General features: G+C 56.3%; 11 protein-coding genes. 6 read left to right on the top strand and 5 right to left on the bottom strand.

The features are described from left to right. Positions 1-88: 88 nt before the first annotated feature. The gene (locus tag AD669_RS14410; RefSeq protein WP_053120866.1) at positions 89-952 is read right to left on the bottom strand and encodes a LysR family transcriptional regulator; all 864 of its coding nucleotides are present in this window, start codon (positions 950-952) and stop codon (positions 89-91) included. 392 nt (positions 953-1,344) lie between these two features. Here AD669_RS14410 and AD669_RS14405 point away from each other — a divergent pair, with 392 nt between their 5' ends. Both AD669_RS14405 and AD669_RS14400 read left to right on the top strand, forming a co-directional pair. After that, entirely contained in the window at positions 1,345-1,821 is a 477-nt protein-coding gene (locus AD669_RS14405; RefSeq protein ID WP_053120865.1) for an antitoxin Xre/MbcA/ParS toxin-binding domain-containing protein, read from the top strand. Continuing rightward, positions 1,818-2,321: an RES family NAD+ phosphorylase gene (locus AD669_RS14400; RefSeq protein WP_053120862.1), complete on the top strand. Its 504-nt coding sequence runs from the start codon at positions 1,818-1,820 to the stop codon at positions 2,319-2,321. Before AD669_RS14405 ends, AD669_RS14400 begins: the two co-directional genes overlap by 4 nt. Positions 2,322-2,393: 72 nt before the next feature. Here AD669_RS14400 and AD669_RS14395 read toward each other — a convergent pair whose 3' ends face one another. Continuing rightward, positions 2,394-2,711 (bottom strand): SCP2 sterol-binding domain-containing protein, encoded by a 318-nt coding sequence (locus AD669_RS14395; protein WP_053120860.1) that lies wholly within the window; start codon positions 2,709-2,711, stop codon positions 2,394-2,396. A 64-nt stretch (positions 2,712-2,775) separates the two neighbouring features. Further along, positions 2,776-3,486 carry a histidine phosphatase family protein gene (locus AD669_RS14390; RefSeq protein WP_053120857.1) on the bottom strand — a complete coding sequence of 237 codons (711 nt, stop codon included), beginning with the start codon at positions 3,484-3,486 and terminating at the stop codon, positions 2,776-2,778. Positions 3,487-3,690: 204 nt separating this feature from the next. Between AD669_RS14390 and sohB the strand changes: the two genes are divergently transcribed. The 3 genes from sohB (at position 3,691) to AD669_RS14375 (ending at position 13,628) form a co-directional block, all read left to right on the top strand. Beyond that, positions 3,691-4,722 carry a protease SohB gene (gene sohB / locus AD669_RS14385; RefSeq protein WP_053120855.1) on the top strand — a complete coding sequence of 344 codons (1,032 nt, stop codon included), beginning with the start codon at positions 3,691-3,693 and terminating at the stop codon, positions 4,720-4,722. Positions 4,723-4,929: 207 nt separating this feature from the next. Beyond that, positions 4,930-8,787: a dermonecrotic toxin domain-containing protein gene (locus AD669_RS14380; RefSeq protein ID WP_053120852.1), complete on the top strand. Its 3,858-nt coding sequence runs from the start codon at positions 4,930-4,932 to the stop codon at positions 8,785-8,787. Beyond that, positions 8,784-13,628: an NEL-type E3 ubiquitin ligase domain-containing protein gene (locus AD669_RS14375; RefSeq protein ID WP_053120850.1), complete on the top strand. Its 4,845-nt coding sequence runs from the start codon at positions 8,784-8,786 to the stop codon at positions 13,626-13,628. The genes AD669_RS14380 and AD669_RS14375 overlap by 4 nt, the downstream gene beginning before the upstream one ends. Before the next feature lie 81 nt (positions 13,629-13,709). Here AD669_RS14375 and AD669_RS14370 read toward each other — a convergent pair whose 3' ends face one another. After that, the gene (locus AD669_RS14370) at positions 13,710-14,204 is read right to left on the bottom strand and encodes a DUF934 domain-containing protein (RefSeq protein WP_008080464.1); all 495 of its coding nucleotides are present in this window, start codon (positions 14,202-14,204) and stop codon (positions 13,710-13,712) included. Further along, positions 14,188-15,846: a nitrite/sulfite reductase gene (locus AD669_RS14365; protein ID WP_053120848.1), complete on the bottom strand. Its 1,659-nt coding sequence runs from the start codon at positions 15,844-15,846 to the stop codon at positions 14,188-14,190. The genes AD669_RS14370 and AD669_RS14365 overlap by 17 nt, the downstream gene beginning before the upstream one ends. 524 nt (positions 15,847-16,370) lie before the next feature. On the opposite strand from AD669_RS14365, the gene AD669_RS14360 reads away from it, so the two are divergent. Then, complete coding sequence (locus AD669_RS14360) at positions 16,371-17,444, top strand: ABC transporter substrate-binding protein (RefSeq protein WP_053120847.1); 1,074 nt, start codon at positions 16,371-16,373, stop codon at positions 17,442-17,444. Position 17,445 lies beyond the last annotated feature (1 nt).

Raw genomic sequence — 17,445 nt, 5'->3', positions numbered from 1 at the left:
TGTTATACCCGGCAGCGTAGCCGATCCGGCCATTTGTGCAGGCCGAACCTTGAGGTCACATGCGCCATGCTTCGGTGTAAAACGGCTATCAGCTTAGTGGGTTCCAGCGCTGCGACCAGTCGTCATCGGTGTGGATCACCTCGCGTAGCAGATCAAAGGCCTGTTGCAGCGTTGCCGAGTCGCGATCTCGCGAATACACCAGATACGTCGGGTAGCTGAATTCCGGGGCTTTGGTCACCGCTTCCAACGCGCCGCTTTCCAGATACGTGCGCACCACGCGCGTGCGGAAATAGCCGCTGCCGCCGTGTTCGAGGATGTATTGCAGAGCCAGCGGGCCGAGGTTGAAGCTCAGCGCAGCTTTGGCTTTTTCCGGCAGGGCGGCGTCGTGCTGACGACGGAAATCCGGGCCCCAGTCGATGTAAACGTAGGGATCGGGACGCTCGGGTGCGCGTACCAGAATCAGTTTCTCTTCCAGCACTTGCTCGACCTGCAGTCCCGGCCAGTATTCCGGCTGATAGACCAGCGCGGCGTCAAGAACGCCGAGTTCGAGCTGCCGCAGCAGATTTTCACCGTCGCGAATTTCCATGCGCAGGGCATGCCCGGGGATTTTCTCTCGCAATTCAGCGGCCCAACTGAGCATCAGCGGATTGCACAGGCTGACTTCGCCGCCGATGTGCAACACGTTGTGCAGGCCTTCGGGGAGCGGTAGATCACGACGCGCGGCTTCCCAGGTTTGCACCAGTTGATTGGCATAGACCACGAACGCTTCGCCGTTGGGCGTCAGTTTTGCCCCGGCGCGGTTGCGCACGAACAACGTACTGCCCAGCTGGCTTTCGAGTTTTTGCACGCGGGCGGTGATCGCTGTTTGCGTGACGAACAGCTTCTGCGCAGCGGCGGCGAGACTGCCGTGGCGGACGATTTCGAGAAAGGTGCGAGCGAGGTCGATGTCCATGGGCGGGCCGGTTTGGGAGGTCGGCGTATTGTAAGGGCAAAAGCCCCTCACCCTAACCCTCTCCCGGGGGGAGAGGGGATTGATCTGATCAGGGTCAACGTTTCCCGATGATTACTGCTGTGCGTGCGTATTGAACGCCAGTAACGTCCTACGGATGCCGGAGTGTTTTTCGCAAATACCGGGATATTTCCGACAACTGTTTCAGGTTGGTCGTCGGACGCCTGGTCTATAACATCGAACGTGACATTGAAGTCGCTTACGGCTCGGACGTTCGGGCCCCTGACAACGGATGGATTATGCAAAACATACACGTTGAAAACGACGCAGCGCGTTATCACCCTCGCTATTTTTGGCGCGATGTTCGAGCCAGGTGCCCCTCGGAGGCCAATGCGATGTCCACTGCTAAACCGCTTCGGTTTACGGGGCTGAAGCGGGTCGAAGGCAAACCTGTCGACGTACTCTTGCGCGGCAGGGAGTGGGGTGAAGACCCTATGTTTATCATCCGGTACACGCAGCAAGGTTTTGAACTGCAGGACGTCGTCAATCTGATCGCCACCTCTGAGCTTTACCAGGAGGGTGAGCTTGTTCAGATGATCACCGGCAAATCCATCCGAACCGTGCGGCGCTTGCTCAAAGACAGCAAACCCTTCCTGCTCAGCCAGCAACAAAGCATGGTTGCCTTTCAATATGCCCATGTGCTGGAAGTTGCCACCGAGGTCTTCGACGGTCAGGCGGAGGCCGAAGAATGGTTGCGCAAGCCGACCAAATGGCTCAACGGCTACAAACCGATTGAACTGGTCGAGAATCCTTTCGGTTATCAAGTGGTCGACGCCTACCTGCACCGGACAAAATACGGGGTTTATCAATGAACCCGCTGCCTTGGGATGATCGCTGGTTTGCCTGGCGTGTCGACCCGGAAGCCTACAAATGCACGTGGAGCAGTGGCATTGGCTCCGAGCGTAAGGGGGGACGCTGGAACCGTCCGGGACGGCGTGTTGTATACGCGTCAGTCGATCCGTCCACGGCCATTCTCGAAGTGGCGGCACACGGCAGTTTTAATCGTCTGGATACAAAACCCCATGTCCTTACGTGCTTTGAGATATCCGATCAGGCCCTGGTTCGGGTCGTCCAGCCGGAAGAATTGCCGAATCCCTACTGGATGAGTCCTGCACGGACGTCACCGAATCAGCAAGATTTTGCCGATGCGTTACTCGCCGAACACCCTTTCTTGCTGGTGCCCTCGGCGGCGACCCGGCACTCATGGAATTTGCTGGTGAGCTGCGAGTTGGCCGAAGGGCAGTTCCGCATGATCTCGCAGGAGCGTTTCGGCCTGGATACCCGATTGTTGGAAGAGTTGGCGCTGAACTGACCATTTCTCCAACTCATGAACGCAAAAATCCCGCCACAAAGGGCGGGATTTTTGTGTCGCTGAACGCTGCTATTAAGCAGGGAACAGTTCGGACAGTTTCATCGACAGCATCATGTCGCCTTCAACGCGCAGCTTGCCGCCCATGAAAGCCTGCATGCCGTCGGTTTCGCCGCTGACGATACCTTTCAGGGTTTCGCTGTCCAGCACCAGCGTGCAGTTGGCGTCCGGGTTTTCGCCTTCCTGGATGTCGCAAGTGCCGTCTTTGACGATCAGCGAGTATTGCTTGTCTTCGTCAGTGATGTTGAAACCGAAGACCAGATCCAGGCCGGCAGCAGCGGCTGGGTTGAACTTGGCTTGCATTGCTTTTACGGCATCAGCTACGGAGGTCATGATTCGATCCTTTTTTTGGTCATAGGAGCTGGGTGGTTACAGCAAGGGTCACAGTCATCCGGACTCAGCGAAAAGTGATGAGTTCCGGGGCCTTCAGCAGTTGCAGATGTGCGTGACTGTTGAAGGAAGCCAGTGCCACCTCGCGGCCGCGGAATTTCAGCTGGCTGAGCGAGGTGTTGACGATTTGCCAATTCAGTTCGAAGGCCTGTCTGGCAGGCATTTGTGTAATGAGGTGGAGCAGGGCAGTGATGGTGCCGCCGGAAGTGAACACGGCGATTTTCTGGTTTTTGTCCGCCAGATCGAGAATGCGATGCAGCCCGCCCTGAACCCGCTCGACAAACCCCAGCCAGCTTTCCAGCCCCGGCGTGTCGTACGTGCCAGCCAGCCAGCGCTCGATGATCAGGGCAAAAATACGCTGGAACTCGCCACGGTTTTGCGCGGCATTACGCAGGATGTCGAGCGCTTCCGGTTCGTCTTCGAGCATCGCCGGGAGCAGGGCGCGGATCACCGCGTCGGCATCGAACTCGTTAAACGCGGCATCGGTTTCCAGCGTTGGCACATTCAGGCCTTTAGCGCTGAACTGTTCCAGTGCGCTGGTAGCCGTGTGTTGCTGACGACGCAGGTCTCCGGCAATGCAACGATCAAAGCTGATCCCCAGTTCAGCGAGGTGCTGACCGAGGATTTCTGCCTGGCGTACACCGGTCGGCGACAGGACGTCATAGTCGTCTGCACCAAAGGAGGCCTGGCCATGTCGAATCAGATAGATGCTGCCCACGTCCGCGTCATCCCGGTACGTTGAAGGTTTGGCGAGGTTATGAGGATGACGGAGAGCTGTCAATGAAAAAACATACGCTTGTTTGAAATGCCCGTTACAGGCGTGTTGCCAGAGGTTTCACGGCTGGCCGACGGGCCGGTGCATGGGTATGCTGGCGTCATCCCGCGTGTGTTTCGCATCCGCGCATTGTTTTAAGGAGTCTCTGTGGAGTTTTTCACCGAATACGCCAGTTTCCTGGCCAAGACCGTTACTTTGGTGATCGCCATATTGGTGGTGCTCGCCAGTTTTGCCGCGTTGCGCAGCAAGGGCCGGCGCAAATCGGCCGGTCAGTTGCAGGTCAGCAAGCTCAATGATTTCTATAAGGGCCTGCGTGAACGCCTGGAGCAGACATTGCTCGACAAGGATCAGCTCAAGGCGCTGCGCAAGGGCCAGGCCAAAGCCGAGAAAACCGAGAAGAAGCAGAAGAACAAACCTGACGCCAAAGCGCGGGTGTTTGTGCTGGATTTCGATGGCGATATCAAAGCCTCGGCTACCGAAAGCCTGCGTCATGAAATCACTGCACTGTTGACTCTCGCGACGCCGAAAGACGAAGTCGTCCTGCGTCTCGAAAGTGGCGGTGGCATGGTGCACAGCTATGGCCTGGCGTCCTCGCAGCTGGCGCGTATCCGCGAAGCCGGCGTGCCGCTGACCGTGTGCATCGATAAGGTGGCCGCGAGTGGCGGTTACATGATGGCGTGCATTGGCGAGAAGATCATCAGCGCGCCGTTTGCGATCCTCGGCTCGATTGGTGTGGTCGCGCAGTTGCCCAACGTCAACCGCCTGTTGAAGAAGCACGACATCGATTTCGAAGTGCTGACCGCCGGCGAATACAAACGCACCCTGACCGTGTTTGGCGAAAACACCGAAAAGGGCCGCGAGAAATTCCAGGAAGACCTCGACATCACCCACCAACTGTTCAAGAACTTCGTGTCACGCTATCGCCCGCAACTGGCGATCGACGAAGTGGCTACCGGTGAAGTCTGGCTCGGTGTGGCAGCGCTGGACAAACAGCTGGTCGACGAACTCAAGACCAGTGACGAGTATCTCGCTGAACGCGCGAAGAAGTCCGAGGTTTATCACCTGCATTACGCCGAGCGTAAGAGCCTGCAAGAGCGCATCGGCATGGCGGCCAGCGGTTCGGTCGATCGCGTGTTGCTGAGCTGGTGGAGTCGTTTGACCCAACAACGCTTCTGGTAATTAGCGGCTCGTCCGCAAAGATCGCAGCCTGCGGCAGCGCCTACAGATATCCCCATGTAGGCGCTGCCGCAGGCTGCGATCTTTTGATCTTGAACACCCATCCCCCCTAGCGAAATTTCCTCGCCCATCGCGGAAACGTCCTGCATTTTTCTCGCCGCGCACCCTATAGGCTGATAACTCCTATAGCGATGCAAAGGATTGCAGAGAATGACGGAGAACGGAGAAAACCGCCGGCTCAGACATGAGCAGTGGGCCTCGGAACTGGAAACAGCGCTGCCACGCAGTGCCACCCGCTTCACCCGGAACTTGATCGAGAATCGCTGGGGCAAGGACATTGCCCCGACGACGTCACAACTGGCGTATCTGCAATATGATTTTCGTGGTTATCCCTCGCTCAATGGCATTCATCAAGGCCGTCTGATCAGAACGGAAAGCCTGCTGCAGGCGGCCATGACCAACCAGCAAACGGTCGGCGCCGGGCGTTTTGGCGAGACCGTCTTCGGCCTGTACACCCCACCATCGGTAGGGCCAGAAATTGCCATTGCCGAGATCGATGAAACGTCGTTTCCCGGCGGCGGTCATCGTGACTACGAAGGCATCTACCGCCAAACCATCCCCCAGCGCTATGCATCGGATACACAACTGGCGCTGACACCTCATGATTTCAAACGCTGGGTCTGGACGCTGGAGCTGAAGACTCGCTACGGCGACTACGTCAATCAGACCTGGCCACCTGACAAAGACATCAATGCAACTGACGGGTATCCATTAAAAACAGGGGTCAAGTCAGCTTATGTCATGGCTGCGTATTTGCAGCATCAAGAACACAGCCTCTCGGACGAGGGACTAAAATTGGCATTGCGCGGTGCCGGGCTGGACGCGCAGCAAGCCTGGGAAACGCTCACGCTTGAGCAACTGCAAGGGCGATTTGTCGCTTCGAGAGAGATCGAATTCAGTCGATTGCGAATCTACCGCTACGACTCGATTGATATCTGGTGCTTCGCTCAGCCCGGTCACGATCGCAGGTTGCTGTATATCCCCGGTAACTCATCACCTTTTCACGAATTCGTCGACCTGCAAGCATTACGACGATGGGTGGTAGAGGCCGCAGGCACCAGCGAAACAACTCAAGCTTTGGCGGCGCACTACATCGAAGATGAACGGGCTGATGGCATTCTGCACGCCGGTGTTGTCACCGCTTTGCAGGGGATGGCGATGTTCCCTCGCCAGCATCTTCTGACCACGTCTGCCGGTTTTTTCAACAACGATGGTTACTGGGATCCGGCTGAATATATAAACCTGCAGAAAGTCACGGTCGACACAGACCCTTTCGCGCAGATGGTACTCGCGATGAAACAGGCCGCGCTCGACAGCATCGCCACGATCCATGACGATGCCCAGGTCAATCGCGAGCAATTGAGCGCAGTGGTCGAGCCGCTGGTGCAATGGCTCAATCGTTACGGGCCGCTGGCTTTATTGATCCCCGGTGGCGAGGGCTTGCTCGCACTGGCGGGTCTTATTGATGCCGGTTACGGGCTGGCGGAAACGGTTGATGCAACGACCACAACCGAACGGTCGCAAGGCATCACCCGTACTGTATTCGGTTTGCTGAATGCGCTGCCGCTGTTGACTGCCGGGGCGACTGCGGCCACTGAGCAGGCAAGCATCAAAAGCGTACCGCACGAGCGGGTCATGACACCGGTAGGCTCCGAAGATACCGCCGTGGCGACTGAGTCACCGGTAACCGTGCCCGTTGCTGAGCGCATTGCCCTGATGCGCGGCATCGGGCCAAGCGTCGAGCGATTCAGCCACGACGTTTTGTTGCAGATTCGCCATGTCAGTGGCGTCAGCGACGATGCTCTACGACTGCTTCAGACAGACGGGCGAGCGCCAACACCTATTTTGCAGGACACCATCGACCGTTTTGCGATCGATCAGGATTTGCAACAAGCCGCAGATGCGCTTCCGGAGGGCTCGGTTGAAGCCGGCCAGGTGCAGCACGACAGGGCCGAACTGTTTCGCCAGCGTTATGAAGCCTTGCAGCACTCGGACAATCCGTGGATCCAGCTGTTTCGTCAGCAATACCCAACGCTTCCGAAATGCGCGGTGGAGCAGTTCCTCGACCGTTCCGGGATCGACATCGATGCGCCGCATACCTTGGAGGACATCAAGCGCGTTTTTGCCCGGTTGAGTGACAAGGCGCGCCAGTATGAGCAGCACATCCGAACCTGTCGCGCCTACGAGGGGCTTTATCTTCAGTCGACGAGCAGCGTCGACACCGATGTGCTGGTGCTACACACGCTCGAGCGCTTGTCCGGCTGGCCTTTGCACCTGCGAATCGAAGTACTGGAGGAGGGCATCGGCAGCCGCATCGTCGACAGCATCGGACTGCCCTCTGCAACCTTGAAAATACAATTGATCAAGACGCCCAATGTGCCCTTCGAACAGTGCCTGCTCAATGCGTTGACGGTTGAACAGCGCGTGGCAATTGGCTTGCGTATCGAACATCAACTCGCGGATTTTCAGGCGAAGATCCGCGAAGGTGCGTTCACGCACTCCGAATTGATGATTGGACTGCAACGGATGGATTCCGGGGCGAGTTTTCACTTTTCCGGATTGCGAGGTGGTGGCTTTCCCGCAACCGCACAAAACGCCGAGTTTTCCCGTCAAGTGATGCGGCTTCAGGTCAAAGAGCTCTATCCAGCCATTTCCGATGCCCAGGCGGATGAGTTCCTGAGGATTTTTGGAGACGGTGCACAAATTGAAATCGATCGACTGAGACTGCAAATGGAGCAGTTGGGTGCTGATATCAGCGAGTGGATCGAAGACATCCATTGGGATATCAATGATATGGACGTCGAACTGCTGACCGAAGAGGAGGGGCTGTCGCGGGGCATGAGCCTTGTTGAAATTGAAGACGAAAACGACGCTCGCATCGAAAACCGAATGGATCGGGAGCGAGAGAACCGTTACGAGCTCGCTGATGAACTGATCTCCATTTGGCAAGGGCGTAGCGGCCCGGAGAGCCTGGTCTTTGAGAGTGGCCAGTTTGTCGGTTTCCATCTGGACATGGCGTTTGACCCGATGTACAGCCTGCCGCAAATCAACATCAAGTTTCGTGACGTGATATCGCTGTCCATGCCTGGCTTTCATCTTGCTCAGCGGGGCAGTCTCAATGGCTTTCTTGAGTGTTTTCCCAAGCTGCGCTGGTTGAACATGAAGGACGTCGATCTGCGTTTGTTCAATGCGTTTGGACAGGAAGTCGGTACATTGCCGCCAGCGATTGGCCAGATGAGTCAGCTGGAGGTGCTCAATCTGCGCTCCACCGGTCTGACGTTGACCGAAGCCACGGCGGGGCAAGTTGCCGGGTTGAAGCAGCTGCGCTACATCGATATGAGCGATAACCCGCTAGGCATTCCCCCCTTGTTGGTGGACATGCCGCAATTGCGTCAGATCAATTTACGCGCATCCGGCCTCACGGTAAGTCCCATTGGCATCTTCGACATTCCCTACCTGGAACGTCTGGATTTGCGTGATAACCACTTGCTTCGCATCCCGGAAGCTGTTCGAAAACAGTCTGTGGTTGAGGGCAATTTATTGCTCTCGGGTAACCCGCTAATCGACCTGGATAGTTTGCGCTGGGTGGTTGAACATCGACAGCAGACCGGTATTAACGTGTGGCTGGCTGCACCGACGCATACCTTGTATCTGCCAGATTCATGGGTCACCGGATTACGCGCCGAGCGAGCTGTCGAACTCAGCGCCAGTTGGTCGCGGATTGCCTCTCAATCTGGAAGTGAGCGCCTCTTCGGTATTTTCGGAACGATGGCGCGTACTGCAGATTACGTCATTAACTATGCGCCGTTGCAGGGTCGTGTCTGGCACATGATTGAGGAGATGGATTCATCTAGCGAACTGTGTCGGTACCTGTTTCAGGATTTGCAATTATCACCGCCAGAAGGCAGTGACCCATTCACTGGTTTTTTACGGATTGAAGAGCGAATCTCCGCGTTCATTCCGTCTCCAGTCAAAAGGGCGCCGATCGATGGGGGGGCGCAATCATGACGGGCAATACGACACCGCGCGTCACACTGACACCTCACGAGCAAGGCGTTTTCTTCGAGTTCTTCAAGAGCGCGGAGTTACCGGCGTGGTTCACGCTAAGCAGTTCTGCACAACGAAAAGCACTGTATGACACGTTGATCGCCAGTTTTGCCTCTAAAGACAAGGCGCGCAACGTATTCGAGAAACTGCAAGACCCCGATCGTTTTGTCACCGTAAAGTTAACGCGGGCATTGTCCGAAAAACTCAAGGAGTCACTGGATATCACGGGCGGCGTTTTTCAGCACGTCAGATCTACATCCAGTCTGCTGGGACTGAGGCGCAAGCTAGTTCTTCCATTAGCCAGGGATCTCGTGCGGGCAGCCTGCGAAAACTTCACATCAGGCGAAACAACCCCCGATAACTATCATGCTGATTCACTGATTTACTTGCCAGAACACATCCCCGGGCAAGGCAACCGTGTTTTGCCAATAAAACCCCATGAGTTTGCGCTTTTATGTCGAAACCAGGATTTTGGAAAGCAATATCAGGAACATCTGACGCAGATATTTGAGAGTGATCCGCTGGCGCAAAAAGCCTGCGTGACTCATTCGCGACGCAGTCTTGAAGTCGATATGCAGCTTTCTCTGATGAAACAGTACATCTCGGCAGATACCCATCAGCGATTACGGGGCGCTTTGGCGCAAAGTGACGCTGACGGGTTCTCTCAGGAGGCATTCAGTTTTCACTCCCTCAAGTTGCTGGACTGCACGATCTACGGGGTGATGGTTCTTCAGCTGAAAACTGATGACAAACGCTGGATTCTCTACCTCCCGGGTAATCGTGAGCAACCCCTCCAGGAGTTTGCAGATTTTTTTAGGCTGGAGGTTCGACTGAGCGCTCGGTTCTGGCATCCGGAATTCCTTGAGTACTTTTTACGATTCGTTGCACTGGAGGAGCAAGTCGTTTTTCGTACCGAGATAAAAGCGCGTCTGCTTGAGCCATCCAATGCATCTCCCTTGCCCAAAAAAGCGACCGTTTTACGACTCACCACCCTGGACATGAACGGGGACGGATTGACTGGTCTTTTTCTACACCGCCTTGCATTGGTCAAGAGCAACGCGCGCCGGTTGGTGGTGCCGACAGGCGATGAAGATGAGAAAGAGCGACTGGCTCGGCTTGAAACCTACGAAACGGTAGGCATTGATCTGGCACTGTTTGCGGCGTCATTTATTCCGGGGGTCGGTGAAGTTCTGATGGCGGTCACCGCATTCCAGTTACTGCAAGGTGTTTACCTCGGTATCGAAAGCTGGGTGCAAGGCGATCAGGAACAGGCGACTGAGTATTTCTTCGACACAATGGAGAACCTGATCCTCGCTACGGTGCTCGCCGGGGGGCAGGCCGGTATCTCCGCCGCGTATAAAACCCTCAAGAGCGACGGGGTAATTGCGCGGCTCCGTCAAATCAAAATGTCCAGCGGAAAAATGCGATTGTGGGATCCGGACATAGCACCCTATCGTCAGACGATCGCCTTACCCTCCTGGCTGAAAACCGATGAAATGGGCCTGCGTCGGCTGGCGGGACAAGCCTATTTGATACTGGGGCCTTATTTGTATGCCGTGCGCCCGCAACTCGATACTGAAATGTGGGAACTCCAGCCTCCCTCGCGACTGCCGAACGAGTACGCACCTCTGCTTGAAACCAATGGTTCCGGCGCTTGGCGTCATGATGCCGAGCTACCGCAGGAATGGAGTCGCCTGACGCTGCTGAGGCGTCTTGGTTACAGCGAAGCGCAACTGGATGATGCTTTGGTAATGGAGGCAATGACCGCTAGCGGGGTGCATGAAAATGAATTGCGTCAGGCAATTCTCGAGCTCCGGAGCCCGCCCGCAGCATTGAACGATACCGTACAACGGTTCAATGCCGATCTGTATGTGAACAGCTTTATCACGCAGATGAAAACGCTGCAGACGGCTTTGCAGGCAGATTTCGAACTGCAGCTTTATTTGCTGACGTCCCTGCCACGGTGGCCGGCGCATACGGCATTGAACATGACCGATTTTACTGGGCAGACACTCAAAAGCTTTTCATCGGGAGCGGCAGTTACCCGATATATAAAAGTGAGTCGCGACGCTTTGAGTAAAGGTTATTTCTACCGCGATGTGCTGTCGGCTTTCAGAGCGTCGGAGCGCGACCATCTGCTCTCGACTGTCAGTGCCACTGAAGCGGGGGAGGAGGCTCTGCGTCAGATAGTGCTTGAGCACGCCATCGGCAACAATTTCAATCTGTTCCAAATTATTTATGAACGTAACGGACCTACATTGAGCCAACAGTCTGCATTGCTGGTGGATCTGTTTCCTGACTTGCCTGGTGCTTTTGCCAATGAGTTGGTGTGGTATGCCGATGCTCATGAGCTACTTGAGTTGGAGGCGGGTCATGTGCCGCTTCGCCAGGCCGAGGAGGCTCGACGCTATTTGCAGGTGGTTCGTGAGAACCGCGCATTCGAAGGTTTTTACCTTGATGCTGCAAGTGCAACAGACACCGGACGTCTGGTGCTGGATGCACTTGAAAATCTGCCCGGATGGAGCAATGGCATCTACATTCAGATACTTGATGGCACGCAAACCGATGATGTGATGGCGGCACTCGGCAACGAAACAGCAAAAGAGCACTTTCAGATTCTCGCTCATGGGTACGCTTACGAGGTGTTGGACGAAAAGTTCGAGCGCGTCACCGTGCTGCCCGGGCGGACGCGAGAGCATTTCTTTCAGGCACTCTGGCAAGGCTTGTCACCGAACCGCCGCACAGCTTTGGGCGTAGCCGGCGCCGATGGCGCCACAACGTTGCGCAAGAAAATCACCACAATGGCCCTGCAGCGGCGCGAGTTTGCTCATCTGACGTTGAGCAATTCGCCCGTCCACCCTGGTTACAAATCACCGATGCGCCTGGCCGATCGTATTCAGCAAGAGCCTTTGCGCCAAGCGCCCGTCGGAGACATGATCAGTGCCGACACTGCCGTACTGCGGCAAAGAGCGCAGGAGCTTTATCCGGCGTATTCCCATGAACAAATCAATCAGTTTCTTCAGCGTCTGGGTGACGATGAGCTGATGGTGCTTCGACGACTGGAGCAACTGCGCGTCGAGTTTTTCAATCTGCGTGTAACGCTACAGAGATGGGTGGTGCGTGATAGCAGCTATCAAGGGCTGAACGGACCGCGAGTCACAGTGGCTAAGCTGGCGAGGTTTCGCTCGGCGATTCAGATCATTCGTTGCTGGCGTCGAGAAACGCCGCGGATGTTAACGCTGGACGGAGGCCTCTATGAGCTGTCTTTGCCGGCGCTGCTGATCGGCGATCTACCGCACCTGACGGCTGATTTCAGCCACGTTGGCGCGCTGATCATGGATCGAGTGGCCACTGGAACGGGCCTCAGCGGTTTTCTCGCAGGATTCAGCAACGTACGCGTCCTGTCCCTGGTTGGCACCGAACTGACACGTCTTCCAGCCGCCATCAGCGAGATGAAAAGCCTTGAAACACTGGATCTGAGTGAAAACCGCATTCATCTGACAGAGCTGTCGGTGGGGCAGTTGGCAGGAATGAGCTCATTAAAGCGCCTGGAACTCAGTTTCAATCCCGACCTGGGTCGTTGTCCCGATGTCTCCCGTCTGCCTTTACTCGAACACCTTGGTCTGCGTAATACGGGAATCAACGAATGGCCAAACGGCACGGCGGGACTGCCGAATTTGCGGACACTGGATCTGCGCGACAATCAGATTGAATCCGTCCCGCAAAACGTACTGGTCAACGCCGACCTTCTGAATCGCGGGACTGATATACGCGGAAACCCTCTTTCCGAAGACTCTCTGAATCGTCTTTCGAAATATCAGCAACTCAACGAAATCAGTCTCGGGCTCCAACAGGCAGGGCAATCGGATCTGGTTGCGCGGGTATTGCTCGATGTGTCCATGAGCTCGATCTGGCTGACAGGTGTAACCGAAAAGTTGCTGGTGAGCCGGCGTAACCTGTGGCGCGCATTGTTCCTGCAGCCAAATTCCAGATGTTTCTTCGCCTTGCTGATCCGGCTGCGATACACCGTTGATTATCGCGTGGCATTTAACAATCTGCGTGAGCGAGTCTGGGGCGTTATTGAATCAGCCTCCCAAGACACAGCATTGCGCAGATCGCTGTTTCGTATAGCCGAAAAGGATGCCCGCAGCATTGATGATTGCTCATTGCTGTTCAGTGACCTGGCCGTTACCGTTCTGTGTTACCGAGCCTTGGGCGCTGCACAAGTGGGTAATGTCCTGCTGGAACGTCAGTTTGTGCGCTTGTTACGCAGCCTGTTTCGTTTGCGATTGGTCGAGAAGCTGGCCTATAAGCACGTCATTGCCCTTCAGAAAATACAATCGGTGACGAACGAAGAAGCCGGGCAAATCAGTTTTGTGCTTCGAATGAGGCTGGCTCAACGCCTTGATCTTCTTGGCCAACCCACTGCTATCAACGAGCGCCTGGACGTGGACGTTTCCACGCAAACGGCTGATGAAGTTTATCGGCAGGTCATTCAAGCGGAGCAGGGGACGGAGTTGTTGGACTCGCTCAAGACCCATCCCGTCTGGGGTGAATACCTGGAGAGGGCCTACAGCGAATTGTTCGACGAAATAGAAATAGGTTCCAGGCTCGCATTGCTAGAACTTGACCGTTTAACGCATTTGAGCCGAGAGCAGCTTTCATTTCGGATGGCCGCCATAGCCGAGAATAACGGCAATCTACGTAAGGCGCTGTTCAATCGATTGACTCAAGCTGCGCTGGATCGTTTTACAGCTCATTTGGCACCTGTTGAAGTACCAACGTTCGGGCCTGCTGATTAGCCCATATCAAACAACAGGCAATAAAAAATCTGAAACCGGATCAGCTCCGGTTTCAGATTCGGGTGTTACGGCTAACGCGGGTTAGCGGCGACGGAACAGCGGCAGCGGTTCGTCGGTGGCGGCCTGATAGGTCACCGAGAAATCCTTGAGACCTTCAAGGGCTTCGTACGGGTCTTTGTCCGGGCGCACAGCGAAGGCGTCGAAACCGCAGCGGTGCATGTAAAACAGCTGATCGCGCAGCACATCGCCAATCGCCCGCAGTTCGCCTTTGAAACCGTAACGGTCGCGCAGCAAACGGGCGTTGGAGTAGTTGCGGCCGTCAGTGAACGCCGGGAAGTTCAGGGCAATCACCTGAAACTCGGCAACGTCTTCACCGATTTCTTCGGCTTCTTCGTCAGCGTCCAGCCAGACACCCAGGCCGCCGTCGCGGGCCTTGAGCATACGGCTGTGTTCACGCCAGAGTTGCAACGGCACGATCAAGTCGTCGCAATTGCTGATCTCGTCGATGTTGAAATCTTTTGGCAGCAAGTGCCAGGTTTCGTCGACGACTTCGTTGTTCTTAATGATTCGCTGCATAGACGCGTTCCTTGAAGAGGTCGATGCCAATACGCTGATAAGTGTCAATGAAGCGCTCGTCTTCGGTACGTTGTTCAACGTACACGTCGATCAGCTTCGAGATCACGTCAGGCATGACTTCCTGAGCGAAGGACGGGCCGAGGATCTTGCCCAGGCTCGCATCACGGCTGGCGCTGCCGCCGAGGGAGACCTGATAGAACTCTTCGCCTTTCTTGTCCACGCCGAGGATGCCGATGTGGCCGACGTGGTGGTGACCACAGGCGTTCATGCAACCGGAGATGTTCAGATCCAGCTCACCGATGTCGAACAGATAATCCAGGTCGTCGAAACGGCGCTGGATCGATTCGGCAATCGGGATCGACTTGGCGTTGGCCAGCGAGCAGAAATCACCGCCAGGGCAGCAGATGATGTCGGTCAGCAAACCAATGTTTGGCGTGGCGAAACCGCCTTCGCGCAATTCGCCCCACAGGGTGAACAACTGGCTCTGCTCAACGTCGGCGAGAATGATGTTCTGTTCGTGGGAGGTGCGCAGTTGACCGAAGCTGTAGCGGTCGGCCAGATCGGCGACGGCGTCGAGCTGCTTGTCGGTGATGTCGCCCGGGGCAACGCCGGTTGGCTTCAGCGACAGGGTCACGGCGACATAACCCGGCTTCTTGTGCGCCAGGGTATTGCGGGTACGCCAGCGGGCGAAACCCGGATGCTCTTTGTCGAGGTCGGCCAACTGAGCGGTCTGGTTTTCCAGGGCCTTGTAGTCCGGATCGACGAAGTGCTTGGCCACACGCTGCAGCTCGGCTTCGGTCAGCGTGGTCTGGCCACCGCGCAGGTGTTCCATTTCCGCGTCGACTTTCTGCGCGAACACTTCAGGCGTGAGTGCCTTGACGAGGATCTTGATCCGCGCCTTGTACTTGTTGTCGCGACGGCCGTAGCGGTTGTACACACGCAGAATGGCGTCGAGGTAGCTCAACAGGTCCTGCCATGGCAAGAACTCGTTGATGAACGCGCCAACCACTGGCGTACGACCGAGGCCACCGCCGACCAGCACACGGAAGCCCAGTTCGCCAGCGGCGTTGTGCACCGGCTCAAGGCCGATGTCGTGGACTTCAATGGCGGCGCGGTCAGCGGTCGAACCGTTGACGGCGATTTTGAATTTGCGCGGCAGGTAGGCGAATTCCGGGTGGAACGTCGTCCACTGACGGACGATCTCGCACCACGGGCGCGGATCGATCACTTCGTCGGCGGCGACACCGGCGAACTGGTCGGTGGTGACGTTGCGCAGGCAGTTACCGCTGGTCTGGATTGCGTGCATCTGCACGGTGGCCAGTTCAGCCAGAATGTCCGGGATGTCTTCCACCGCCGGCCAGTTGAACTGCACGTTCTGCCGCGTACTGATGTGGGCGTAGCCCTTGTCGTAGTCGCGGGCAATCTTGGCCATCATGCGCATCTGACGCGACGTCAGCTGGCCGTAAGGCACCGCCACACGCAACATCGGCGCAAAACGCTGGATGTAGAGGCCATTTTGCAGGCGCAGGGGGCGGAATTCTTCTTCGCTCAGCTCACCTGCCAGATAGCGTCGGGTCTGATCACGGAACTGCTTGACGCGGTCCTCGATGATCCGCTGATCGTACTCGTCGTATACGTACATATAAGTCCTGTTCTCAGGCTTGGGCCATTCGGAGTAGCACTGCGTTTTCGCTTGCTGGAGTCCGATTGTGCCTCTGCAATTCTGCGCGCACGGCCGCGCTCTCCCTAACGGAGCCGGGGCAATATACCTGTTTGGGGTTATGCGCAAAAGTGATGTTTGAGTATATGTAAAGAACCAAAACGCCTAACGAGAATCACTGTCAACTAATCCACATTTGTAGTGCGGACAATCATCGTCTTAACTGTGGTCGAGTCTTTCTGCAATCACCGATAAAACCGACAAGAGGCGATGCAATGAGCAATCCGACCAAGGCAAGAAAAAGCGACAGTAGCGTCGATGCGTGGGCCATTTTGTTCCTGATCATTCTCGTAGTAGGGACAGCGGTATTCTGGGTCAGCCATCAGTAAACGACTCATCCGGGCCCCGCATGCGACGATTGTCGGACAAAAACGGGATCAGGCACCAATAGCCGATGATTCGAGGGCTATAATGCGCGGCCATTTTTTCTTGGGCCCGGATGACTCATGTTGAAGTTTTTGCACCTCGGCTTGCTGCTGTTCAGCGCGCTATTGTCAACCGCTGCGCGAGCGGAGTCTGTGCTGTTCCTCAATCCGGGCTCGACGCAGGAAGCCTTCTGGGTCAGCTATTCGCAGTTCATGCAGGCAGCCGCTCGCGACCTCGGCATTGGTCTGCACATCCTCTATTCGCAACGTCAGCCAGAGCTGACCCTCGCTCAGGCGCGCATCGCGCTGCAAGGGCCCAATCGTCCCGACTACCTGATTTTCGTCAACGAACAGTACATCGCGCCGCAAATTCTGCGCCTGGCTCACAACAGTGGCGTGAAGCTGTTCATGGTCAATAACGCGTTGACGGCGGATCAACAGGCGTTAGTCGGCGAGCGCGGCGATCAGATCGGCAGTCTGGTGCCGAACGACGAGGAGGGCGGTTACTTGATGATGAAGGAGCTGATCCGTGTGCATCCGCCGGTGGCAGCGGGTGAGCAGATTGAAATGCTGGCGTTCTCCGGACTGAAAATCACCCCGTCAGCGCAATTGCGTGAGCACGGCATGCAGCGTGCGTTGGCCGAGCATCCTCACGTGCGTTTGCGCCAACTGGTTTACAGCGGCTGGACTCAAGAGCGCGCCTACGAACAGGCGAAACAACTATTCGGCCGCTATCCAAAGGTTTCGCTGGTGTGGTCGGCCAACGATGAAATGGCCTTCGGGGCGATGCGTGCCTACGCCGAAACCGGCAAAGTCCCGGGCAAGGATGCTTTGTTCAGTGCGGTCAATACTTCACCGGCGGCATTGCAGGCGTTCGTCGACGGTCGATTGAGCGCGTTGGTCGGCGGCCATTTCACGCTAGGCGGCTGGGCGATGGTCGAGTTGCACGACTACGAGAAGGGCGTGGATCTGAACCGCTACGGCGGCAGCGATCGGCAAATCCCCTTGCTGCAACTGATCGACAAGCCCCAGGCTCGGCAAATGCTGGCCATGGGCGACTCTCCGGACTACGGCGTGCATTTCCGCAAGCTGTCCGCCAAGGGCCAACCGGATTCCTATCGTTACCCGTTCAACCTGCAAACCCTGATGCGCTGAC

The sequence above is a fragment of the Pseudomonas sp. P1.31 genome, from assembly GCF_001269815.1.
Classification (GTDB): domain Bacteria; phylum Pseudomonadota; class Gammaproteobacteria; order Pseudomonadales; family Pseudomonadaceae; genus Aquipseudomonas; species Aquipseudomonas rustica.
The sequence above is the reverse complement of the archived record's forward strand: the minus strand, read 5'-3'. Positions and strand labels throughout refer to the sequence as shown.